We start from the raw sequence: 21190 nt of genomic DNA, 5'->3' as shown, positions 1-21190 counted from the left end.
ATTCATTATTTTTACATATTTATTCAAAGTAATTTTATCAATCACGATTCTTTACTCCAACAACAAGAAAGCCCACTTGCAAGCAAGTGGGCTTTTTGAATTCATACAATAAAGTGATTACTTTTTCTGACTGTTTAGTGCACGGATACGGCTTGATAGTGAGTAAAGACGGATAAAGCCTTCAGCATGGCTTTGATCATACACTTCATCTTCACCGAAGGTCGCAAACTGTTCACAGTACAAGCTGTTTTCTGAACGTTTTTGCGTCACTGTTGCTTGGCCTTTGTAAAGCTTAACCACAACTTCACCATTCACATCTTGAGCCAGCTCCTCTGAAGCGGCCAAGATAGATTTACATAGTGGCGTAAACCAACGGCCATCATAAACTAGGTGAGATGCTTTTACGCCAAGCTCTTCGCGGAACTCAAAGGCTGTTTTATCCAATACTAGCTGCTCTACGGCACGTAGTGCTTCCATCATGATGGTACCACCAGGAGTTTCGTAACAACCACGAGACTTCATGCCGACTAGACGGTTTTCTACGATATCGATACGGCCAATACCGTGCTTAGCGCCTTTCTCGTTCAGGTACACTAGCGCGTTGTATGGTGTCATTGCTTCACCATCAACACCAACCACTTCACCTTTCTCTACTTTCAGAGTGACGGTTTCCGCTTCATTTGGAGCTTGTTCTGGATCAACCGTCCAAGCCCAACAATCTTCATTAGGTGCATTCCAAGTATCTTCAAGCACGCCACCTTCCGTTGAGATGTGCCATGCGTTTGCATCACGCGAGTAGATCTTAGTTAGTGACGCGGTACATGGAATGTTACGCTCAGCAAGGTAATCTAGACACTCTTCACGGCTAACTAGATCCCATTCACGCCATGGCGCAATAACATGTAGGTCTGGTGCTAGGGCAGCAAAAGCGCCTTCGAAACGTACTTGGTCATTACCTTTACCTGTACAACCATGACAAAGAGCATCAGCCCCCACTTTACGCGCGACTTCAACCTGAGCTTTGGCAATGATAGGACGTGCCATTGACGTACCTAGCAGGTATTTGCCTTCGTAGTAAGCACCTGTTTTCAGCGTTGGGTAGATGTAATCTGCCACCATCTCTTCTTTTAGGTCTGCGATATAGCATTCAGATGCGCCAGACGCTTTCGCTTTTGCCTCAATACCTTCTAGCTCTTCTTCACCTTGGCCAACATCAGCAACGAATGCCACTACTTCACAATCATAGTTTTCTTTTAACCATGGAATGATTACTGATGTATCTAGACCGCCAGAGTATGCGACAACTACTTTATTTACTTGAACTTTGCTCATTTTCTTTCTCCAAATCCCGGCGCTGCGCTTGGCGGTCAGTGCTACGGGTTACATCCTAGTTATTCTGTCTATCGTGATGCTCTGTGCATCACAATCAATTCTTTATTACTGCTTTGGTAGGAACTGGGTTCCAATGCTTTTACCTGCGAACAGCTCCACCAGCTTGTCTGGGTAACGCCATGTCGCGACTTCAATTGGGCGTCCTAAATCGTTCGCGGCCTCCAGTGCGGCGTTCACTTTCACGATCATTCCATCTGTAATGACATGGCCTTGAATTAAGCTTTGCGCTTCTTGCTCATTTAAGCTCTTAATCAAATGTCCTTTACCGTCCAATACACCACTCACATCAGAGAGCAGTACAAGTTCCGCGTCGAGGGCACCTGCAACTGCCACTGCTGCTTGGTCCGCATTAACGTTCATCATCTGCCCTTGAGCCGTCAAACCAATTGAGCTGATGATAGGCAAAGATCCACTTTCTAGAATCGCTTGCAATACCATAGAATTTCCCGGAGTTGCCTTCCCTACCGCACCGAGCTCTGGGTCTAGCTCTTCCACATGACACAAACCACCATCGGCTAGACATAGCCCTACTGCGTTTAAGCCATCTTTAATCGCTTGACCTTGAAGCATCTTGTTTGCGGTTCCCGCCAAAGCACCTGCAATCACAGGGATCTGCTCATACGGCGTGACTCGCAAGCCATCTTTTTTAACCGTTTTAAGTTGCAGTTGAGCCATTAGATCGTCCACCAGATAACCTCCTCCGTGGACGATCACAATTCGTCGCTGAGCTTGCTTTTGGTAATTGGCTATCGCACCAAATACTTGGCTAAGAGTCTCAGTACAAGACAGTGCTGCACCGCCTAATTTGATCACTAATGGAGTTTGTTTGTTATCTGTCATACTCGTCCCTTTACCTACTTGCTTAAGCGTCTTCATGCCTAAATAAGGGCAGTTAACTCTGGAAATCCGTAGTGGATGTTTAAACACTGCATCGCTTGACTTGATGCACCTTTGAGTAAGTTATCAATCGCCGATACTACGATGACGTGCTCACCCTGAACCTTCCAGCCAATATCGCAGAAAGGTGAATTTTCAACATTTTGAATCGATGGCAATACCGATTCTAATAAACGTACCGCAGGTTTGTTTTCGTATGCTTCAGTAAACGCTTGTGCCACTTGCTGCTCTGTCACACCTTTTGCCAACTTCATTGTGATAGTCGCTAAAATACCGCGTTTGAAATTGCCCAGATGTGGTGTAAAAATCACATCACGGCCCAGATGGCTAGCAATTTCAGGTTGATGGCGATGATTAAACACTCCGTATGGTTGCAAACTCACTTCGCAGAAGCTGTTGACCAACGTCGCTTTTCTTCCTGCTCCTGAAACACCACTTGTCGCATTGATAATCGGCCACTGCACTGGGTCTAAGAGTTGCTTCTCGATCAATGGTTTGATCGCTAACTGAGACGCTGTTGGGTAGCAACCCGGCACAGCAACAAGCTGAGTTTGCTTGATCTCTGAGGCATTCCACTCCGCCAAACCGTATGAGGAGTTATCCAACAAATCTTCATACTTATGCTCAAAACCATAAAACTCGGTGTAAAAGCCCTCTTTCTTAACGCGAAATGCTCCTGAAAGATCAAATACCTGACAACCTTGCTCTAAAAACTGAGCAGCCAGATCGTGGCTCACTTCGTGTGCTGTAGCCAAAAAGACAACATCACACGCTTTTGCTGCGGACTCGACATCTTTAAGTGGCTGAACTGGCTCGTTAATCACTCCAGCAAGTTTACGATGTAGTTCGGAAATGCTTTTACCCGCATCAACACTATTGGCGGAAACATATAAACCTGTTAGCGTAAGTTGTGGGTGTTTTTGCACCATAAGCGCTAGCTCAGCTCCGGTATAACCGCTCGCGCCAATGATTGTGGTTTTCAGCATTTCGACATCCATTCCTTATAAAAACGCCACTTAGTGAGTGACTACAAATTTACCAAAACATGGCTTTTAATGGTTTTTTATTCATTAAAAGTGATTTATTATGTGTTTTACCTTCTAAATTGATTTATGTCAACAGGGAAAGCAAACTAAATATGCAATTGCCGAGTTTTAAAGAGGTCTATCAAGGCCTAATTTCTACCTCTTCTATTAGCTCGACCGACCCGAGTTGGGATGAAGGTAATGCGCAAGTTATTGAGAAACTTGCCGGATGGTTAAAGGATGTGGGCTTCCAAGTCGAACTCACAGAGGTTGAATCAGGAAAATACAATCTGATAGCTAAGAAGGGGTCTGGTGAAGGCGGCCTGTTGCTCGCTGGTCACAGCGACACCGTGCCATTTGACGAAGGGCAATGGAATTTCGACCCACACGCACTAACGGAAGCAAACAACCGATTCTACGGCTTGGGTACGGCGGATATGAAGGGCTACTTTGCTTTTATTATAGAAGCCGTCAAGAAAGTCGATTGGAGCAAGCAAACTAAACCTCTTTATGTCTTGGCCACCTGTGATGAAGAAACCACCATGCTTGGTGCTCGCCACTTTACTGAAAATGCACCATTTAAGCCGGATTACTGCATCATTGGAGAACCTACAAGCTTAGTGCCAATTCGTGGCCACAAAGGGCATGTTGCCAACGCTGTAAGAGTCACAGGGCGATCCGGACACTCATCCGATCCTGCACTGGGTGTCAATGCTATCGAAATCATGCATGAAGTGCTGTTTGCCTTAATGCAGCTACGTGACAAGTTAATCAAAGAGTATCATCACCCTGGTTTTGCGATTCCAAGTCCTACCCTCAACTTGGGCCATATTCACGGAGGTGACAGTGCTAACCGAATTTGTGGCTGCTGTGAATTGCACTACGACGTGCGCCCATTACCAGGCATTAGTTTAGATGGTTTAGACAATATGCTAAGAGGCGCGCTTAAGGAGGTTGAAGCGAAATGGCCGGGCCGTATTGACATCACTCCATTACATGAACCTATCCCGGGCTACGAATGTGAGCACAACCATCCGTTTATCGGCAGTGTAGAAGAGATATGCGGTACTGACTCAGAAACCGTCAACTACTGTACCGAAGCGCCTTTTCTACAGCAGCTTTGTCCTACACTCGTACTTGGCCCAGGGTCTATTGACCAAGCTCATCAACCCGATGAGTTCTTAGCGTTTGAATTTATTGATCCGACCATCGATGTTTTGTCTAAAGCTATGCATCGGTATTGTTTTAATTAAACACGAACAACCACAGGGCTAACATGACGATGTTAGCCCTTTTTGTAATAAATTTTCAGCACACTTCACATCAATCTGTTGCGTACTTGGGTTACATTCATTTTCATAATATTTGCAAACTTTGCATGCGATAATTGACTCCGGACGACATTTTTCGCTAGATTGTTTGCTTAACAAAAGAACATTGGATGTAATTTTTTTACAAGGCAGGATGACAATGAATGAGAAATACTCTGCTCTAAGAAGCAATGTGAGCATGCTAGGACACTTGCTCGGCAACACCATCAAGGATGCCCATGGTGAAGAACTTCTAGAGAAAGTAGAAACAATTCGTAAGCTTTCCAAGTCCGCCCTAGCTGGTAATCAAGCTGATCGTGACAGCCTGATTGAGGAAATCAAGAACCTACCTAATGAGCAACTCACTCCTGTTGCACATGCTTTTAACCAGTTCCTCAATCTGACCAATATGGCAGAGCAGTACCACACTATCTCTCGTCATTGTGATGCTCACGTCTGTGAACCAGATTCTCTGAACACGCTATTCTCTAAGCTTAGTCAGAATGACATTAGCAAGCTTGATACGGCCCAAGCTGTGCGTGAGCTCAATATTGAGCTAGTACTGACAGCACACCCAACTGAGATCACTCGCCGTACCATGATCAACAAGTTAGTTAAGATCAACGAGTGTCTTTCAAAGCTTGAATTAGGCGATCTCTCAGCTAAGGAACGCCAAAAAACAGAACGTCGCTTGGAGCAATTAATCGCTCAAAGCTGGCACTCAGATACCATCCGCAAACAGCGCCCAACGCCACTTGATGAAGCTAAATGGGGCTTTGCCGTGGTAGAGAATTCCCTATGGGAAGCAGTGCCTGACTTCCTACGTGAAATGGATGGTCGCCTAAAAGATTATTTAGGTGAAGGTCTCCCAATTGACGCTCGCCCAGTCCACTTCTCATCATGGATGGGTGGTGACCGCGATGGCAACCCATTTGTCACTCACACTGTAACACGTGAGGTTATGCTCCTTTCTCGCTGGAAAGCAGCAGACCTTTACCTCAACGATGTCAACGAACTAGTTAGCGAACTGTCGATGACGCAGTGTAACGATACAATTCGCGCGTTAGCAGGTGAAGACGAGCACGAACCTTATCGCGCAGTTCTAAAAGAGTTACGTAACCTACTTAACGAAACCAAAGAAATTCTCGACGCAAAAGTTCACGGTCAAAAACTGGCAGTTAAAGCGCCTCTACAACGTATAGAGCAACTTTGGGAGCCTCTATATGCGTGTTACCAATCACTGCATGAATGCGGTATGGGTATTATTGCCGATGGATCTCTATTGGATACATTGCGTCGCATCAAAGCGTTTGGCGTCCACCTAGTACGTTTAGACATTCGCCAAGAAAGCACTCGTCACTCAGATGTTCTCTCTGAGCTAACTCGCTACCTAGGTATTGGTGATTATGACCAATGGAGTGAGCAAGACAAAGTTGCCTTCCTAACTAATGAACTCGCGTCTAAACGCCCTCTGCTTCCTCGTGATTGGGAGCCGTCAGAAGCAGTCAAAGAGGTGCTAGACACTTGTAAGATTGTGGCAGCTCAACCTCGTGAAGCCTTTGGTGCTTACGTAATATCCATGGCTCGCACGGCTTCAGATGTACTCGCCGTTCACCTACTGCTCCAAGAATCTGGCTGCCCTTACCGCATGGACGTTTGTCCACTGTTCGAAACGCTAGACGACTTGAATAATGCAGAGTCAGTGATTAAGCAGCTGATGAGTATTGACCTTTACCGCGGGTTTATCCAAAACCATCAGATGGTTATGATTGGTTACTCTGACTCAGCAAAAGATGCAGGTGTAATGTCGGCAGGCTGGGCCCAGTACCACGCGATGGACTCACTGGTTAAGGTTGCTGAAGAAGAAGGTGTGGAATTAACGTTATTCCACGGCCGCGGCGGTACGATTGGCCGTGGTGGTGCACCAGCTCACGCTGCATTGCTATCTCAACCACCTAAGAGCTTAAAAGGTGGCCTGCGTGTGACTGAGCAAGGTGAAATGATCCGCTTTAAGCTTGGTTTACCAGATGTCGCAGTAAACAGCTTCAATCTATATGCTAGCGCCATCTTAGAAGCGAACCTTCTACCGCCACCAGAACCAAAACAAGAGTGGCGTGATCTGATGGATGTACTATCTGAAGTAAGCTGTGATGCCTACCGTAGTGTCGTACGCGGTGAACCTGACTTCGTTCCTTACTTCCGTCAAGCAACACCTGAGCTAGAGCTAGGTAAACTACCACTAGGCTCACGTCCAGCAAAACGTAATCCAAATGGCGGTGTAGAAAGCCTGCGTGCAATTCCATGGATCTTCTCTTGGAGCCAAAACCGTCTGGTTCTTCCTGCATGGTTAGGGGCTGGTGAAGCCATTCAATACTCTGTCGACAAAGGTCACCAAGCGTTGCTTGAAGAGATGTGTCGCGAGTGGCCGTTCTTCTCGACGCGCCTAGGTATGCTTGAGATGGTTTACACCAAATGCAACATGGAAATCTCTCGCTACTACGATGAACGTCTTGTAGAGAACAAGTTGCAACCACTGGGTGATCGTCTTCGTGAACAACTGCAACAAGACATCAAATCAGTTCTTAACGTAGAGAACAATGAGAACTTGATGCAGAGTGACCCATGGGGACAAGAATCAATTCGCTTACGTAATATCTACGTTGAGCCATTGAACATGCTGCAAGCCGAGCTACTTCACCGAACTCGTCAAAGTGAAGAATCATCAACAGAAGAGCTTGAAGAAGCGCTGATGGTGACTATTGCTGGCATCGCTGCAGGTATGCGTAACACCGGTTAATATTTCCAAAGACGGACGATAAAAGGGTTGGCTTTAAGCTAACCCTTTTTTATTCTCATCTACCGGTCAATTAATAAGCAGACAAAACAACCACCCAAAAGACAGGAATTACCACAATGCAGTTTTTAATACCAAAAAATACAATTATTGAGAAAATTATCAGTTTTTTGGTATATTTTGTCCTTCTATTCCACTTTATGCTTATTATTTAGATATACTACTCGTCCACTGTATGTATATAACAATTCCTACCATACAGTATCTTCGATTCCTTCGTGTTTCGATCTAGGTGATAAACGGCTTTTTTAAGGTGACATGGCCAGCATATGTTGGCGCTGCTTAAAGATTACCATTTCGGTATTCCACTGATCATTAAGTGCCATAGAAGCACAACAGTAACTAAGCAGTCGTATTTTGAGTTTATTGACCATTTGGATTGAAGACATGTCATTACCACACGTTATCCTGACAGTACTAAGCACACGCGATGCTACTGGCTATGATATCACCAAAGAATTTTCGGCAACTATCGGCTACTTCTGGAAAGCAAGCCACCAGCAAGTTTATCGTGAGCTAAACAAGATGGCTCAAAACGAGCTCGTTACTTGTGTTCTTGAACCTCAAGAAGGTAAGCCAGATCGTAAAGTTTACTCCATTACTGACGCAGGCCGTACAGCGCTTGGTGAATGGTTCGACCAACCAACAGCACACCCAACAGTACGTGATGAGTTCTCAGCTAAATTGATGGCTTGCGCAGTACAACCATCCGCACCTTACCGAGTGCAACTTGCAGAGCTTGTTGAAGAATCTCGCAAGCTTGTTACTCACTACCAAGAAATTGAAAGCGCGTACTATTCAACGCCTTCTACGCTAGATAAGCAGCAGCGTCTTGAGCGTTTGACTTTGCGTCGCAACCTTTTGGTTCGCCAGGCTTGGATTGAATGGGCGGATGAAGTCCTAACCGAGCTTGCAGAGTTAGGTTAAGTTTCAGTAGAAATAAAAAAAGGTTGGCCATCGCCAACCTTTTTTGTTTTTTGAAATCGGGCTCTAAATACCATCGCCACCAATAAAGCTTTGTGACTTGCCGTTAAACTGTTGATCCATATCCAAAGAGGGTTTGTCTGTTTTTGGACGGCCGACAATTTTAGCTGGCACACCAGCAACGGTTGTGTGAGCAGGCACAGGCTGTAGAACCACTGAACAAGAGCCAATCTTAGCGCCCTCACCGACTTCGATGTTACCGAGAATTTTAGCCCCAGCACCAATCATCACACCTTCGCGAATTTTCGGGTGACGATCGCCGCATTCTTTACCTGTACCACCTAGTGTTACATCCTGAAGAATCGAAACGTCGTTTTCCACCACTGCCGTTTCACCGATCACAATTCCTGTCGCATGGTCCAGCATGATCCCTCGACCAATACGCGCTGCTGGGTGGATATCTACCTGACACGCAACGGATATTTGGTTTTGTAGATAAGTAGCTAATGCTACTCGACCCTGCTTCCATAACCAGTTAGCGACACGATAGCCTTGCAGGGCGTGGTAACCTTTCAAGTAGAGTAACGGCATTGAGTACATTGCGACCGCTGGGTCTCGATTGACCGTCGCACAGATGTCACAAGCCGCAGCTTCCGTAATTTTCGGGTCTGCATTAAAGGCTTCCTCAACCACTTCACGCACCGCCATGGCTGGCATAGACGCGGTGTTAAGCTTATTGGCAAGAATATAGCTCAATGCTGAAGCAAGGCTATCATGCTTAATGATTGTCGCATGATAAAAGCTTGCTAACATTGGCTCTTGTTCCGAGAGCTCTCGCGCTTCTCTTACAATCGCTTGCCAAACGTTCTGTTTTTCGCAATGTTTCATGTGCTTTCCTAGTATCCAATCCTTGTCGCTAGATACGATCTTTCTTTACCAGTTTGACTCTTATGCTTCTGCTTTCTTATCGCGTGCAAGCAAATCTTTGGCCGCCAAACGTGCATCTTTTCCTTGATACAATACTTGATAAATTTGGTCAACAATTGGCATCTCAACGCCCATGCGTTCCGCCAGTAAAAAGACTTCTTTGGTATTACGATAGCCTTCGACAACCTGACCAATTTCTTCTTGTGCGGTATCCACATCCTTACCTTGCCCTAAGGCTAAGCCAAAGCGGCGGTTACGGGACTGGTTATCAGTACACGTCAGTACCAAATCACCTAAGCCGGCCATACCCATAAAGGTTTCCGCCTGTGCACCAAGGGCAGCCCCCAGTCGGCTCATTTCAGCGAGTCCACGAGTAATCAACGCCGTACGAGCATTGGCACCAAAACCCATACCATCTGACATGCCGGCACCAATCGCAATAACGTTCTTCACTGCACCGCCAAGTTGCATACCCGTAAAGTCACTGTTTGCGTAAACTCGGAATGTTTTACTACAGTGAATTTTTTCCTGCAGGTCCGCCACAAATTCAGCGTCAGGTGAAGCGACCGAGATAGCCGTTGGCATCCCCATCGCAAGCTCTTTGGCAAATGTCGGCCCAGACAATACTGCAAGTGAGTACCCCTCACCTAATGCGTCATAAGCAACATCTTTAAGCAAACGGCCTGTTTCTGGCTCTAAACCTTTCGTCGCCCAACATATGCGAGTATCGTCGCGCAAAAAGGGCTTAACATTATTCAATACAATACCGAACACATGGCTAGGTACAACCACCAATAGATCTCGACTTGCTTGTACCGCTTTCTCCAGATCAGATTCAACGATCAAGCTTTCTGGGAAATCAATGCCAGGTAAGAACTCATGATTAGCTCGATCAGCTTCTAAGCGAGCCATATGCTCCGGCTCGTGACCCCAAATCACTACGTTCGCACCATTACGAGCTAAAGAAATCGCCAGAGAGGTTCCGTAAGATCCGGCTCCAAGCACTGTCATTGAAATCTCTTTTCCGTAGGCATTGTTGGTATTTTTATCTGTCATTGTTCCGCCTGATTGTCATGTAAGTGACTAGAATCCAGTTGTCATCGCCTTAGTAAGTAAGACGCTGAAAGCTCAACTCTAGGCCTATTAAAACAAAAAATGCACAGTGCATCTAATTCAAGGATGCTCTGTGCATTTCATTACCGCTCTGCAAATACAGAGTCAGCTAATTACGCTTCTGCTTGGCCTTCAGCCTGAGCTTGCTGCTGTAGGTAGTTCATAAACAGTGCATCAAAGTTAACTGGTGCAAGGTTTAGTTGAGGGAACGTACCTTTAACAACTAGGCTAGAAATCGTTTCACGAGCATATGGGAATAGGATGTTTGGACAGAATGCACCTAGACAGTGTGCAAGTTGACCAGCTTCCATCTTATCAGCTGTGAAAATACCACCTTGCTGAACTTCACATAGGAAAGCTGTCTCTTCAGCGTTCTTCACAGTTACAGTTAGGCGTAAAACCACTTCGTATACGCCTTCACCTAGTTCACGGCTTTGAGTGTCTAGATCCAGTTTTACATCTGGGTTCCACTCTTTTTGGAACATGTCTGGTGAGTTTGGCGCTTCAAAAGATACGTCTTTTAGGAAGATACGTTGAATTGCGAAGTTTTGAGCTTCTTGTTGCGGTGCTGCTTCAGCCATTATAAAAATCCTTTAATCCTTGAATTACTAGTCTGTTTCGAGACTAACCGAGAGCGCTTACGCTGACTAGGTTTCCACGCAATTCCGTGGCAGTCTTCACATCTCTCGGCGTTAAACGCTGACTTTTCAATCAACGTTCCAAGTATTCGTTACGTAAATTACTTCTTACCTTTAACTAAAGGTAGGTTCGCTTCATTCCAAGCGATCAGACCATTCTTAAGCAAGTTCACTTTTTCAAAGCCTGCTTTCGCTAGAAGGTTTGCACTTTCTTGCGCTGTCTGACCTGTCTTGCATACTACGATGATTGGGTCTGATTTACGGTTTTCAAGGCTACCAAAGTTACCTGCTTTAATATCAGACGGCAAAATGTGAACTGCATCGGTAATATGCCCCTTGCGGAACTCATCTTTTGCGCGGATATCAACCACAACACCATTTTCACGGTTCATAAGTGTGGTTACTTCGTTAGCGGAGATCTCTTTGTAGGCTGCTGTCGCAGACTTAACGATGTTCATGATAAGGGCGACCAAAAGACCTACCCATACCAGAGATAGAATCATGTTCTCTTGAAAAAATGCGATGTACTCTTGCATGTCCTGTGCTCTTCGATGATAGAGCTGCCACTTCAGATATGAAGGATCTAGCAGCTCTAGACTAAAAATTCAGATTGGGAGTATAGCGAGGATACTGAGTCTAAGCGAGTCAAATGCTCTCACAATCAGCATCTGTTGCGCATTTCATCACGCTCTAGGGAACGGAAATGCGGTCACCTGATCAATATGATCACAACCGATCGCCAGCATGATGAGCCGATCAATACCTAAAGCAACACCAGCACACTCCGGAAGACCAGACTCCAAAGCGGCAATCAAATGATGATCAATAGGTTGCGGCTCTAACCCCATGCCAATGCGCTTAGCGTTGTCTGACTCGAAACGTTTCAGCTGCTCTTTTGGATTATCAAGTTCGTGGAAGCCATTAGCTAACTCAATCCCCTTGAAGTACACCTCAAAGCGATCAGCAACTCGTACATCATCTGGATTGATTTTCGCAAGTGCTGCTTGTGATGCAGGGAAGTCATAGACAAACGCTGGGGTTTGCTGACCAATTTTACCTTCCACCCCAATGCTAAACAGCAGCTGCAGCAAAATATCTCTGTCTTCTTCTGGTTCAGCGATATCACCTAAACCAAGGCTCCTTGCGACGACTTTCAACTCATCCATCGAGCCTTCTAGTGGGCATACCCCAAGCACATTGATAAACGCTTGCTGATAAGTCATTCGTTCCGCTTCGCCGCAACCAAGCACGAGTTGAAGAAGCTTGTTCATTTCATCCATCAGATCATGATGGTCAAAGCCAACTCGATACCATTCCAGCATGGTGAATTCTGGATTGTGATAACGGCCATTCTCTTCATTACGAAATGCTTTGTTAATCTGATAGATACAACCACTGCCCGCCGCAAGCAATCGCTTCATATGAAACTCAGGGCTCGTCATAAAATAGAGCTTACTACCATCAGCGTACCCAGGACCAACAAACTCAGTTTGGAACGTATGTAGATGAATATCGGTAACAGTTGCATGGCTCATCGCGGGTGTATCGACTTCCAATACATCACGCTCAGCAAAAAACTGACGAATCTGACTCAATAGTTTCGCACGCTGACGTAACTGCTCTATTGAAGCCGTTGGCTGCCAATCTTGGTTCATAGGAGGAATCTCTTACTTTTTTGTTGCCGGGAAAATATCAAGTTTGCCTAACTTTGCCTAGTCGATAGAAAAGATCTGCACTCCGTACTCAGAAAAATTGCCGTCATATAGCAGCATTTTTGAAGCAAGCATTTGTCGTAGTACAGCTCAAAAAACATCCGACATTAAGGCATTTATCAATGTCAGTAATGTTATGCAACAGCCACTTAACAAACTTGGTGTGTAGCTCAGAGAGCAAAACATTCCTTGCCGTGATTGCAGTCACATAACCTATAATTTTTATGCCCTTATATGCATTACCGGAGCAAAAACCTAATTACATCAATTTTTCTGAAAAAAAGCTCTTCTACACTAACCCTACCACTTTTGGGGAATTACCCCATGTAATTATAACAAGCGGATAATTCCGCAATTTCACACTGGAGGATAACTGTGCAAATTATCACCACAGATATCGCAGTGATCGGCGCAGGCGGCGCTGGTCTTCGCACTGCTATTGCAGCAGCTGAAGCAAACCCTGATTTAGAAGTAGCACTGATTTCTAAAGTTTACCCTATGCGTTCTCATACAGTCGCAGCGGAAGGTGGCTCAGCAGCAGTTATCAAGGATGAAGATAGCCTAGACAACCACTTCAACGACACTGTTGGCGGTGGCGACTGGCTATGTGAACAGGACGTTGTTGAATACTTTGTAGAAAACGCGACTCGCGAAATGATCCAAATGGAGCAATGGGGCTGCCCATGGAGTCGTAAAGAGAACGGTGAAGTCAACGTACGCCGCTTTGGCGGTATGAAAGTTGAGCGCACTTGGTTCGCAGCCGATAAAACCGGCTTCCACATGCTTCACACCCTATTCCAGACGTCGATGAAGTACGACAACATCAAACGTTTTGATGAGTACTTTGTTGTGGATCTGCTTGTTGATGAAGGTGAGGTCCAAGGCCTGATCGCGATTCACATGTCAGAAGGTGAATTAGTTACCATCAAAGCAAAATCAGTTGTTCTTGCAACCGGTGGCGCAGGTCGTGTTTACCACTGTAACACCAACGGCGGTATCGTAACGGGTGACGGCATGGCGATGGCTTACCGTCACGGCGTTCCTCTACGTGATATGGAATTCGTTCAATACCACCCAACAGGTCTTCCTGGTACTGGTATCTTGATGACTGAAGGTTGTCGTGGTGAAGGTGGTATCATCGTTAACAAGAATGGCTACCGTTACCTACAAGATTACGGTATGGGCCCTGAAACGCCAGTGGGTCAACCGAAGAACAAATACATGGAACTGGGTCCACGCGACAAAGTTTCACAAGCTTTCTGGCACGAGCAACAGAAAGGCAACACCATCAAGCACCCTCTTGGTGATGTGGTGCATCTAGACCTTCGCCACTTAGGTGAAGAGTACCTACAAGAGCGTCTACCGTTTATCTGTGAGCTAGCGAAAGCGTACGTGAACGTTGACCCGGCAAAAGAGCCGATTCCAATTCGTCCAACGGTGCACTACACCATGGGTGGTATTGAAACTAACGGCGAGTGTGAAACGCGCATTAAAGGTCTATTCGCGGTAGGCGAATGTGCTTCTGTTGGTCTTCACGGCGCTAACCGTCTAGGTTCTAACTCACTGGCAGAGTTCGTGGTATTCGGTCGCGTAGCGGGTGAGCAAGCGGTGAAACGCGCAGCAGAGTTCAAGGGCTGGAACGAAGAGTCTATCGCGGTTCAAGTGAAAGCAGTTGAAGAACGCATCGCAGCACTGATGAACCAAGAAGGTGATGAAAACTGGGCTGATATCCGCACTGAAATGGGTCACACCATGGAAGCAGGCTGTGGTATCTACCGCCAAGAAGATCTGATGCAAGCAACGATCGAGAAAATCACTGAACTGAAAGCACGTTACAAAAACATCAGCATCAAAGATAAAGGCAAGGTATTCAACACTGACCTTCTATACGCTATTGAAGTGGGCTATGGCCTTGAAGTTGCTGAAGCGATGGTTCACTCAGCAATCTTGCGTAAAGAGTCACGCGGTGCGCACCAACGTCTTGATGACAACTGCACTGAACGTGATGACGTGAACTTCCTGAAACACTCTCTGGCCTTCTTCAAAGAAGATTCAGCACCAACTATCGACTACAGCAACGTGAAGATTACTAAATCTCAACCAAAAGCGCGTCTATACGGTGAAGCAGCTGAAAAAGCGGCAGCAGAAGAAGCAGCGAAAGCGGCAGAGAAGAAAGCAGAGGAGCAAGCATAATGTCAGCGAATCGCATCCAAAAAGTAGAAGTTCTGCGTTACGATCCAGAGCACGACGCAGAGCCGCATTTTCAAACCTTTGAAGTGCCGTTTGATGAAACTATGTCAACGCTTGATGCACTAGGCTACATCAAAGATAACCTAGACAAAGACCTCTCTTACCGTTGGTCTTGTCGTATGGCGATCTGTGGTTCTTGCGGCATCATGGTTAATGGCGTACCTAAGCTTGCTTGTAAGAGCTTCCTACGTGATTACCCAAATGGCGTTAAAATTGAGCCACTAGCAAACTTCCCAATTGAAAAAGACTTAATCGTTGATATGACGCCGTTTATCGAGCGCCTAGAAGCGATCAAGCCTTACATTATTGGTAACGACCGCAAGCCTGAAGATGGCACTAACCTACAAACACCAGAGCAAATGGCTAAGTACAAGCAATTTGCTGGTTGTATCAACTGTGGTCTTTGCTACGCGGCATGTCCTCAGTTTGGTTTAAACCCTGAGTTTATCGGCCCTGCAGCACTCACGCTTGCTCACCGCTACAACTTAGATAGCCGCGATAATGGTAAAGCTGAGCGTATGTCACTGATCAACGGTGAAAACGGCGCTTGGGGCTGTACCTTCGTCGGTTACTGTTCTGATGTTTGTCCGAAGAACGTTGATCCAGCGGCCGCGGTTAACCAAGGTAAAGTTGAGTCTTCAATGGACTTCGTTATCTCAATGTTCAAGCCTGACGGCACACCAACGAAAACAGCAGAGGAGGCGTAAGATGAGTAACCGTAAACCTTACGTTCGTGAAGTAAAACGTACTTGGTGGAAAAATCATCCGTTTTACCGCTTCTACATGCTGCGTGAAGCAACCGTACTGCCACTGATCCTATTCACACTATTCCTAACCTTCGGCTTAGGCTCATTAGTCAAAGGACCAGAAGCGTGGCAAACCTGGCTAAACTTCATGGCCAACCCAGTGATCATCGCGATTAACATCGTGGCACTCGCTGGTAGCCTACTTCATGCTCAGACTTTCTTTAGCATGATGCCGCAAGTTATGCCGATCCGCCTTAAAGGTAAGCCAGTAGACAAAAAGATTATTGTGCTGACTCAATGGGCTGCTGTGGCATTTATTTCACTAATCGTCTTAGTCGTGGTGTAAGGAGCGTTAACGATGAAACCTAATTACTCTGTTGATAGAGCTCCGAAACGTTCTGATGAGCCAATCTGGTGGGGCCTATTTGGCGCTGGCGGAACTTGGTTTGCGATGATCACACCAATCACTATCTTAGTGCTTGGTGTACTAGCACCACTGGGCGTTATTAACGCTGAAGCGCTTAGCTACGAGCGTGTGTCTGAGTTTGCAACCAGCATCATTGGTGCGCTGTTTATCATTGGCACACTTGCACTACCAATGTGGCATGCAATGCACCGTGTTCACCATGGTATGCATGACCTTAAGTTCCATACTGGTGTCGTTGGCAAAGTGGCGTGTTACGCGTTTGCAGGTCTAATTTCTGCACTGGCTGTTATCTTTATCTTCATGATTTAAGACGCTGACGAAAATGAAAAAAGCTGGCAACTTGCCAGCTTTTTTATTGCCTGTTATTTGTATTTGTCGTCAGCACTATTCATTTCAGACACTATTCAATAAAGGTTGCGATTTCATCCAGTGACTTTTTGTGCATTGCATGTTCCGGAATGGTCGCATCTTCTTCCGGATAACCGGTCACAATCAACATATACGGACGGTCGACATCGTTGTCTCGCCCACAAATCTTACTCAAGAAACTCATCGGCTTTGGCGTGTGCGTCAAGGTACCCAAACCGGCGTTATGCAATGCTTGAAGCAAAAAGCCCGTCGCAATCCCGACTGACTCGTGCACGTAATAATTAGTTTGCTCCCCATCGTTACTCATACCGCCTTTCTTCTGTGAAAACACAGCGATCAGCCACGGCGCTTTTTCCAAATACGGCTTACTGGCATTCGTGCCAAGTGGTTTGAGTGCATCTAACCATTCTTGCCCTGCTCGACCTTCATAGAAAGAACGTTCTAGTTCTTCAGCGGCTTGACGGATCTGCCCTTTCACTTCTGCACTGTTAATCGCAACAAAATGCCAAGGTTGATGGTTTGCCCCACTAGGTGCCGTACCCGCTGCTCGAATGCAGTGCTCAATGACTTCTTTCGCCACTGGGCGATCAGAGAAACTTCGAATCGAATGACGGCGCTGAAGTTGCTCAAGGTTGTGTACAGCTCTTGCTGCCATTTCTTGCGGAGAGTATTCCACAAAATCATTGAGTGGATGGTGTTGCTCTTGAGTCGACATAGTGCTTCCTTGCGCTTGTTGGGTGTTAAATCACTATAGCCACAAACGCCTGACACCCCAGCCTATCTTTATGACGTCAATGCGATATTGAGATAGAGCGCAAATATTCATCAACGAATAACAAACAAAAAAAGAGGCTGATAGTACATATCAGCCTCTCTTTATCCTGACGTAGATAACATCCAGAGCTTTGGGTTACCTATGATCCTTTTACTTTTCAGCGTTTAACTATCGATGCGGTTACTGCTGGACTACCTTCTTGGTTTGATCCATTAGACCTAGAGCACCAAAGCCAGTAATCACATCCAAGTTAGTTTTTAGCCCAGTATCGTCACTGCCACCAATGTAGTTTTGAGGCATTTGAACTTGGAAGTTTTGCAGGTTGTTATACAAGGAGTTTGCCACTTCTCGATTCAATTCTGCTAGGTACACTTCGCGGTTGGCACCTAATGCCGCGTACTTCGCTTTCAAAACTTCAGCTTCTGCACGCCCCTTCTCTAATATCGCCTTAGCTTCAAACTCAGCAGACAAAGCATTCGCTTTTTGGATCGCTAAATTTGCTTCTGCAATCGCAAGCTCTTTCTCTTTTTCTACCTCTGCTAGGCGTTTCGTTTTCTCAACTTCAACAATTTCACGCTCTGCGATTTGTCTGGCTACTTCGACCTCTTTCTGCTGAGAAATGATCGCCAACTCTTTTTGTCGCTGAGCATCTTGAACTTCACGAGTTCGCTGAATTTCTTTACGTAACTGCTCTGTTTCTGCTTGCGCTTTAGAGGTTTCTTGCTCTTGAATCGCTCGAATACGATCGGCGACTAGACGCTTCTTATCCGCTAATAACTGATCGAGTTGCTTCTCCGGCTGAGGATCGCCAATCGTCACCTGAGTCACTTGGATGCCGTATTGTTGTAGTGGGTTATCTTGACGAATCGGTTGACCCGTTTCATCGACAACTGGGACCGTTTTCCATACAAGTTGATTGGTGCGTTGCAACTGGTTCGCATTCGACTGATCCACACCCACAGGCGCAAGGTCTAACTCTTCTACCTCGACCTGACGACGCTCCGTGGTATAGATACCATCACGTAGCTGATCACCCAGTTTTGACTTGAACTGATTCAAACCACCCTGGAAGAACTCTTCCCCCGTGTATTGAGTCGCAGTAATTACAGTCACATTCCGTGCATTCTTCACCAATAGAGCATCAATTAAGTTGCTGTTATTACGAAACTCCCGGTGCATTTTCTTCACCGCTTCGGGGTCGTTGCTAAGTTTGAAACGGAAGGTTACTGGGATTTGACCAATATAAGTATCAGCAAAACGCACTTGTACAGGATCAAGACGTTGATAGAAGTCTTCACCTTTACTATTGCCAAATGACACAGTGATCACTTGATCATATTGAGTAATCTTGGAAAGAAACGGCATTCGAAAATGAATTCCCGGCTCAGTAAATACATCCAACTCACCCGTAATATTATTTTGGTGCACATAGCTATAACCAGCATCGGTCATCAAGACTGAGCTATTGATCGTCAAGCCGAATGCGAGTAACGGCACACCAATGATTGCCGCTTTGATACCTCGGTGTAACATCTGACGACGCTGTTCCACCTTTGTAGTTTGTCCTAAGCCAATATCGTTCATTCTAATTCTCCTTTGTGTTGAATGAGGGTTCTCAAAACCAAATAAAAACAGACTGTTATAGAGAAGCTCATCAACATTTATAAATGTAACAAAACATTTAACTAAGGAATAATCGAAAGATTCACAATTTAGGTATATTTTTTCCGAAGTATATAGAGATTTTATAAGTGTATGACAGGTACAAAAAAGCCGACCATTGGGTCGGCTATATCTCGAAACTTGTCGATTAAAGAATAAAGCGGCTTAGATCTTCATCTTCAATCGTGTCACCCAATTTCGCTTTCACGTACTCGGCATCGATAGTCAGCTTAGAGCCTGCTTTGTCTGTCGCTTCGAATGAGATCTCATCCATTAAGCGTTCCATAACAGTATGCAGACGGCGCGCACCGATGTTTTCCGTTGTTTCGTTTACTGTCCACGCAGCCTCAGCGATTTGAGTAATGCCATCTTCGGTGAACTCAACATCCACCTCTTCCGTCTTCATTAGCGCAACGTATTGCTCAGTCAGAGAAGCTTTTGGCTCAGTCAGAATACGTTTGAAGTCATTGCTTGATAGTGCTTCTAGCTCAACACGAATTGGCAGACGACCTTGCAGTTCAGGGATCAAGTCAGATGGTTTCGCGATTTGGAATGCACCAGATGCAACAAACAAGATGTGATCTGTTTTCACCATACCGTGCTTAGTTGATACTGTACTACCTTCAATCAGAGGCAGTAAGTCACGCTGAACACCTTCACGAGATACGTCTGGACCCGAGCTTTCACCGCGCTTACAAATCTTGTCGATTTCATCGATGAATACAATGCCGTTGTTTTCAACGTTAAAGATTGCCTGCTCTTTCAGCTCTTCTTGATTAACCAGCTTCGCCGCTTCTTCTTCGGTCAATGCTTTGAATGCATCTTTGATTTTCAGCTTGCGCTTTTTCTTGGTGTCACCTGCTAGGTTTTGGAACATGCCTTGCAGTTGGTTGGTCATCTCTTCCATACCAGGAGGAGCCATGATTTCTACGCCCATTTGCGGCGCAGCAACATCGATTTCAATCTCTTTATCGTCTAGCTTGCCTTCACGTAGCTTCTTACGGAAAATTTGGCGAGTATTCGATGAGCTTTCATCTTGCTGTTCGTTCTGACCCCAAGCATCACGAGCTGGCGGCAGTAGTGCATCAAGAATGCGCTCTTCTGCTTGCTCTTCCGCGCGGAATTTCACTTTTTCCATCGCTTGCTGGTGCGTCATCTTAATCGCAACGTCTGTCAGGTCACGGATGATGGTTTCGACTTCCTTACCAACGTAGCCCACTTCGGTAAACTTAGTCGCTTCAACCTTAATAAAAGGTGCATTCGCTAGTTTAGCTAGGCGGCGAGCAATTTCAGTTTTACCAACACCCGTAGGACCAATCATTAGAATGTTCTTTGGCGTTACTTCAACACGCAAGCTCTCTTCAAGCTGCATACGGCGCCAGCGATTACGTAGCGCAATCGCGACAGAACGCTTTGCATTTTCTTGACCAATGATATGGCGGTTAAGTTCATGAACAATTTCGCGAGGTGTCATTTCAGACATAATCAATTTCCTTAAATTCTGTTAACACTATCTTTGCTTATTCAGCGCGTTTACTCGGCTTGAGTGGCTGGGATTTCTAGTTCTTCGATAGTGTGGTGATGGTTAGTGAACACACAGATATCACCAGCAATGGTTAGTGACTTCTCTGCAATTTCACGCGCATCTAATTCTGTATTTTCAAGCAATGCGGTTGCTGCCGCTTGAGCGAAGTTACCGCCTGAACCGATCGCAATCAGATCGTTCTCTGGTTGAACTACGTCACCGTTACCCGTGATGATCAAAGATGCCGTTTCATCGGCTACGGCTAATAGCGCTTCAAGCTTACGTAGCGCTCGGTCACTACGCCAGTCTTTCGCGAGTTCTACTGCAGCCTTGGTTAGGTGGCCTTGGTGCATTTGCAGCTTGCTCTCAAACTTTTCAAACAGAGTGAAAGCATCTGCTGTACCACCAGCAAAGCCTGCTAAAACTTTATTGTTGTAGAGGCGACGCACTTTGCGCGCATTGCCCTTCATTACTGTGTTACCCAGAGATACTTGTCCATCACCAGCGATGACGACTTTATTATTACGACGTACAGATACAATGGTAGTCACGAGTAGGGCCTCATAGTTGTTTTAATCTCAGTGTTAAAAACTATATGAGGCTCTGAATGGTGGAATTCAAGGGAAAAGGATAGAGATAGAAAC

The 21190-nt window shown here is 45.7% G+C and carries 20 protein-coding genes; 7 read left to right on the top strand and 13 right to left on the bottom strand.

Annotated elements, in window-relative coordinates; translation table 11 throughout:
• Positions 1-117 precede the first annotated feature (117 nt).
• The 3 genes from AC4MRV_RS10165 to argC form a co-directional block, all read right to left on the bottom strand.
• Positions 118-1332, bottom strand: a complete 1215-nt coding sequence (locus AC4MRV_RS10165) for an argininosuccinate synthase (RefSeq protein ID WP_159739501.1) — start codon at positions 1330-1332, stop codon at positions 118-120.
• A gap of 105 nt (positions 1333-1437) precedes the next feature.
• Positions 1438-2232, bottom strand: a complete 795-nt coding sequence (argB, locus tag AC4MRV_RS10160; protein ID WP_491187231.1) for an acetylglutamate kinase — start codon at positions 2230-2232, stop codon at positions 1438-1440.
• Between the two features lie 38 nt (positions 2233-2270).
• Positions 2271-3275, bottom strand: a complete 1005-nt coding sequence (gene argC / locus AC4MRV_RS10155) for an N-acetyl-gamma-glutamyl-phosphate reductase (protein WP_491187230.1) — start codon at positions 3273-3275, stop codon at positions 2271-2273.
• 152 nt (positions 3276-3427) lie between these two features.
• Here argC and argE point away from each other — a divergent pair, with 152 nt between their 5' ends.
• The gene (argE, locus tag AC4MRV_RS10150; RefSeq protein ID WP_491187229.1) at positions 3428-4567 is read left to right on the top strand and encodes an acetylornithine deacetylase; all 1140 of its coding nucleotides are present in this window, start codon (positions 3428-3430) and stop codon (positions 4565-4567) included.
• 217 nt (positions 4568-4784) lie between these two features.
• Positions 4785-7421 (top strand): phosphoenolpyruvate carboxylase, encoded by a 2637-nt coding sequence (gene ppc / locus AC4MRV_RS10145; RefSeq protein ID WP_491187228.1) that lies wholly within the window; start codon positions 4785-4787, stop codon positions 7419-7421.
• Between the two features lie 305 nt (positions 7422-7726).
• On the opposite strand, the gene AC4MRV_RS10140 is transcribed toward ppc, so the two are convergent.
• On the bottom strand, positions 7727-7867 hold the full coding sequence (locus tag AC4MRV_RS10140; protein WP_491187227.1) for a hypothetical protein: 141 nt from the start codon (positions 7865-7867) through the stop codon (positions 7727-7729).
• Here AC4MRV_RS10140 and AC4MRV_RS10135 point away from each other — a divergent pair.
• On the top strand, positions 7866-8405 hold the full coding sequence (locus AC4MRV_RS10135) for a PadR family transcriptional regulator (protein ID WP_491187226.1): 540 nt from the start codon (positions 7866-7868) through the stop codon (positions 8403-8405). The genes AC4MRV_RS10140 and AC4MRV_RS10135 overlap by 2 nt on opposite strands.
• Positions 8406-8468: 63 nt before the next feature.
• Here AC4MRV_RS10135 and cysE read toward each other — a convergent pair whose 3' ends face one another.
• The 5 genes from cysE to epmA all read right to left on the bottom strand — a co-directional run bounded on the left by cysE (position 8469) and on the right by epmA (position 12735).
• On the bottom strand, positions 8469-9290 hold the full coding sequence (gene cysE / locus AC4MRV_RS10130; RefSeq protein ID WP_491187225.1) for a serine O-acetyltransferase: 822 nt from the start codon (positions 9288-9290) through the stop codon (positions 8469-8471).
• 60 nt (positions 9291-9350) lie between these two features.
• A complete protein-coding gene (gene gpsA, locus AC4MRV_RS10125) occupies positions 9351-10385 on the bottom strand; it encodes an NAD(P)H-dependent glycerol-3-phosphate dehydrogenase (RefSeq protein WP_491187224.1) in 1035 nt (344 codons plus the stop codon).
• A gap of 170 nt (positions 10386-10555) precedes the next feature.
• Complete coding sequence (gene secB, locus AC4MRV_RS10120; protein WP_159656199.1) at positions 10556-11023, bottom strand: protein-export chaperone SecB; 468 nt, start codon at positions 11021-11023, stop codon at positions 10556-10558.
• 158 nt (positions 11024-11181) lie between these two features.
• Entirely contained in the window at positions 11182-11616 is a 435-nt protein-coding gene (locus tag AC4MRV_RS10115; protein ID WP_491187223.1) for a rhodanese-like domain-containing protein, read from the bottom strand.
• A gap of 147 nt (positions 11617-11763) precedes the next feature.
• A complete protein-coding gene (gene epmA / locus AC4MRV_RS10110; protein WP_491187222.1) occupies positions 11764-12735 on the bottom strand; it encodes an elongation factor P--(R)-beta-lysine ligase in 972 nt (323 codons plus the stop codon).
• Positions 12736-13167: 432 nt separating this feature from the next.
• Here epmA and frdA point away from each other — a divergent pair, with 432 nt between their 5' ends.
• The 4 genes from frdA to frdD are packed head-to-tail and all read left to right on the top strand — an operon-like array spanning position 13168 to position 16524.
• Positions 13168-14985, top strand: coding sequence for a fumarate reductase (quinol) flavoprotein subunit (gene frdA / locus AC4MRV_RS10105; RefSeq protein WP_491187221.1), 1818 nt, complete (start codon positions 13168-13170; stop codon positions 14983-14985).
• On the top strand, positions 14985-15749 hold the full coding sequence (locus AC4MRV_RS10100; RefSeq protein ID WP_491187220.1) for a succinate dehydrogenase/fumarate reductase iron-sulfur subunit: 765 nt from the start codon (positions 14985-14987) through the stop codon (positions 15747-15749). Before frdA ends, AC4MRV_RS10100 begins: the two co-directional genes overlap by 1 nt.
• 1 nt (position 15750) lies before the next feature.
• A complete protein-coding gene (gene frdC, locus AC4MRV_RS10095; protein WP_053441439.1) occupies positions 15751-16134 on the top strand; it encodes a fumarate reductase subunit FrdC in 384 nt (127 codons plus the stop codon).
• A gap of 12 nt (positions 16135-16146) precedes the next feature.
• A complete protein-coding gene (gene frdD / locus AC4MRV_RS10090; protein ID WP_159739491.1) occupies positions 16147-16524 on the top strand; it encodes a fumarate reductase subunit FrdD in 378 nt (125 codons plus the stop codon).
• 91 nt (positions 16525-16615) lie between these two features.
• Here frdD and AC4MRV_RS10085 read toward each other — a convergent pair whose 3' ends face one another.
• The 4 genes from AC4MRV_RS10085 to hslV form a co-directional block, all read right to left on the bottom strand.
• Complete coding sequence (locus tag AC4MRV_RS10085; RefSeq protein WP_491187219.1) at positions 16616-17299, bottom strand: nitroreductase family protein; 684 nt, start codon at positions 17297-17299, stop codon at positions 16616-16618.
• 240 nt (positions 17300-17539) lie between these two features.
• Positions 17540-18943: an SPFH domain-containing protein gene (locus tag AC4MRV_RS10080; protein WP_491187218.1), complete on the bottom strand. Its 1404-nt coding sequence runs from the start codon at positions 18941-18943 to the stop codon at positions 17540-17542.
• Positions 18944-19169: 226 nt separating this feature from the next.
• Positions 19170-20504 (bottom strand): ATP-dependent protease ATPase subunit HslU, encoded by a 1335-nt coding sequence (hslU, locus tag AC4MRV_RS10075; RefSeq protein ID WP_491187217.1) that lies wholly within the window; start codon positions 20502-20504, stop codon positions 19170-19172.
• 50 nt (positions 20505-20554) lie between these two features.
• Complete coding sequence (gene hslV / locus AC4MRV_RS10070; RefSeq protein WP_481087070.1) at positions 20555-21097, bottom strand: ATP-dependent protease subunit HslV; 543 nt, start codon at positions 21095-21097, stop codon at positions 20555-20557.
• Between the last annotated feature and the right edge of the window lie 93 nt (positions 21098-21190).

This window comes from Vibrio sp., from assembly GCF_984391705.1.
Note: the sequence above shows the minus strand (reverse complement) of the source record. Positions and strands in the feature narration are given on the sequence as shown.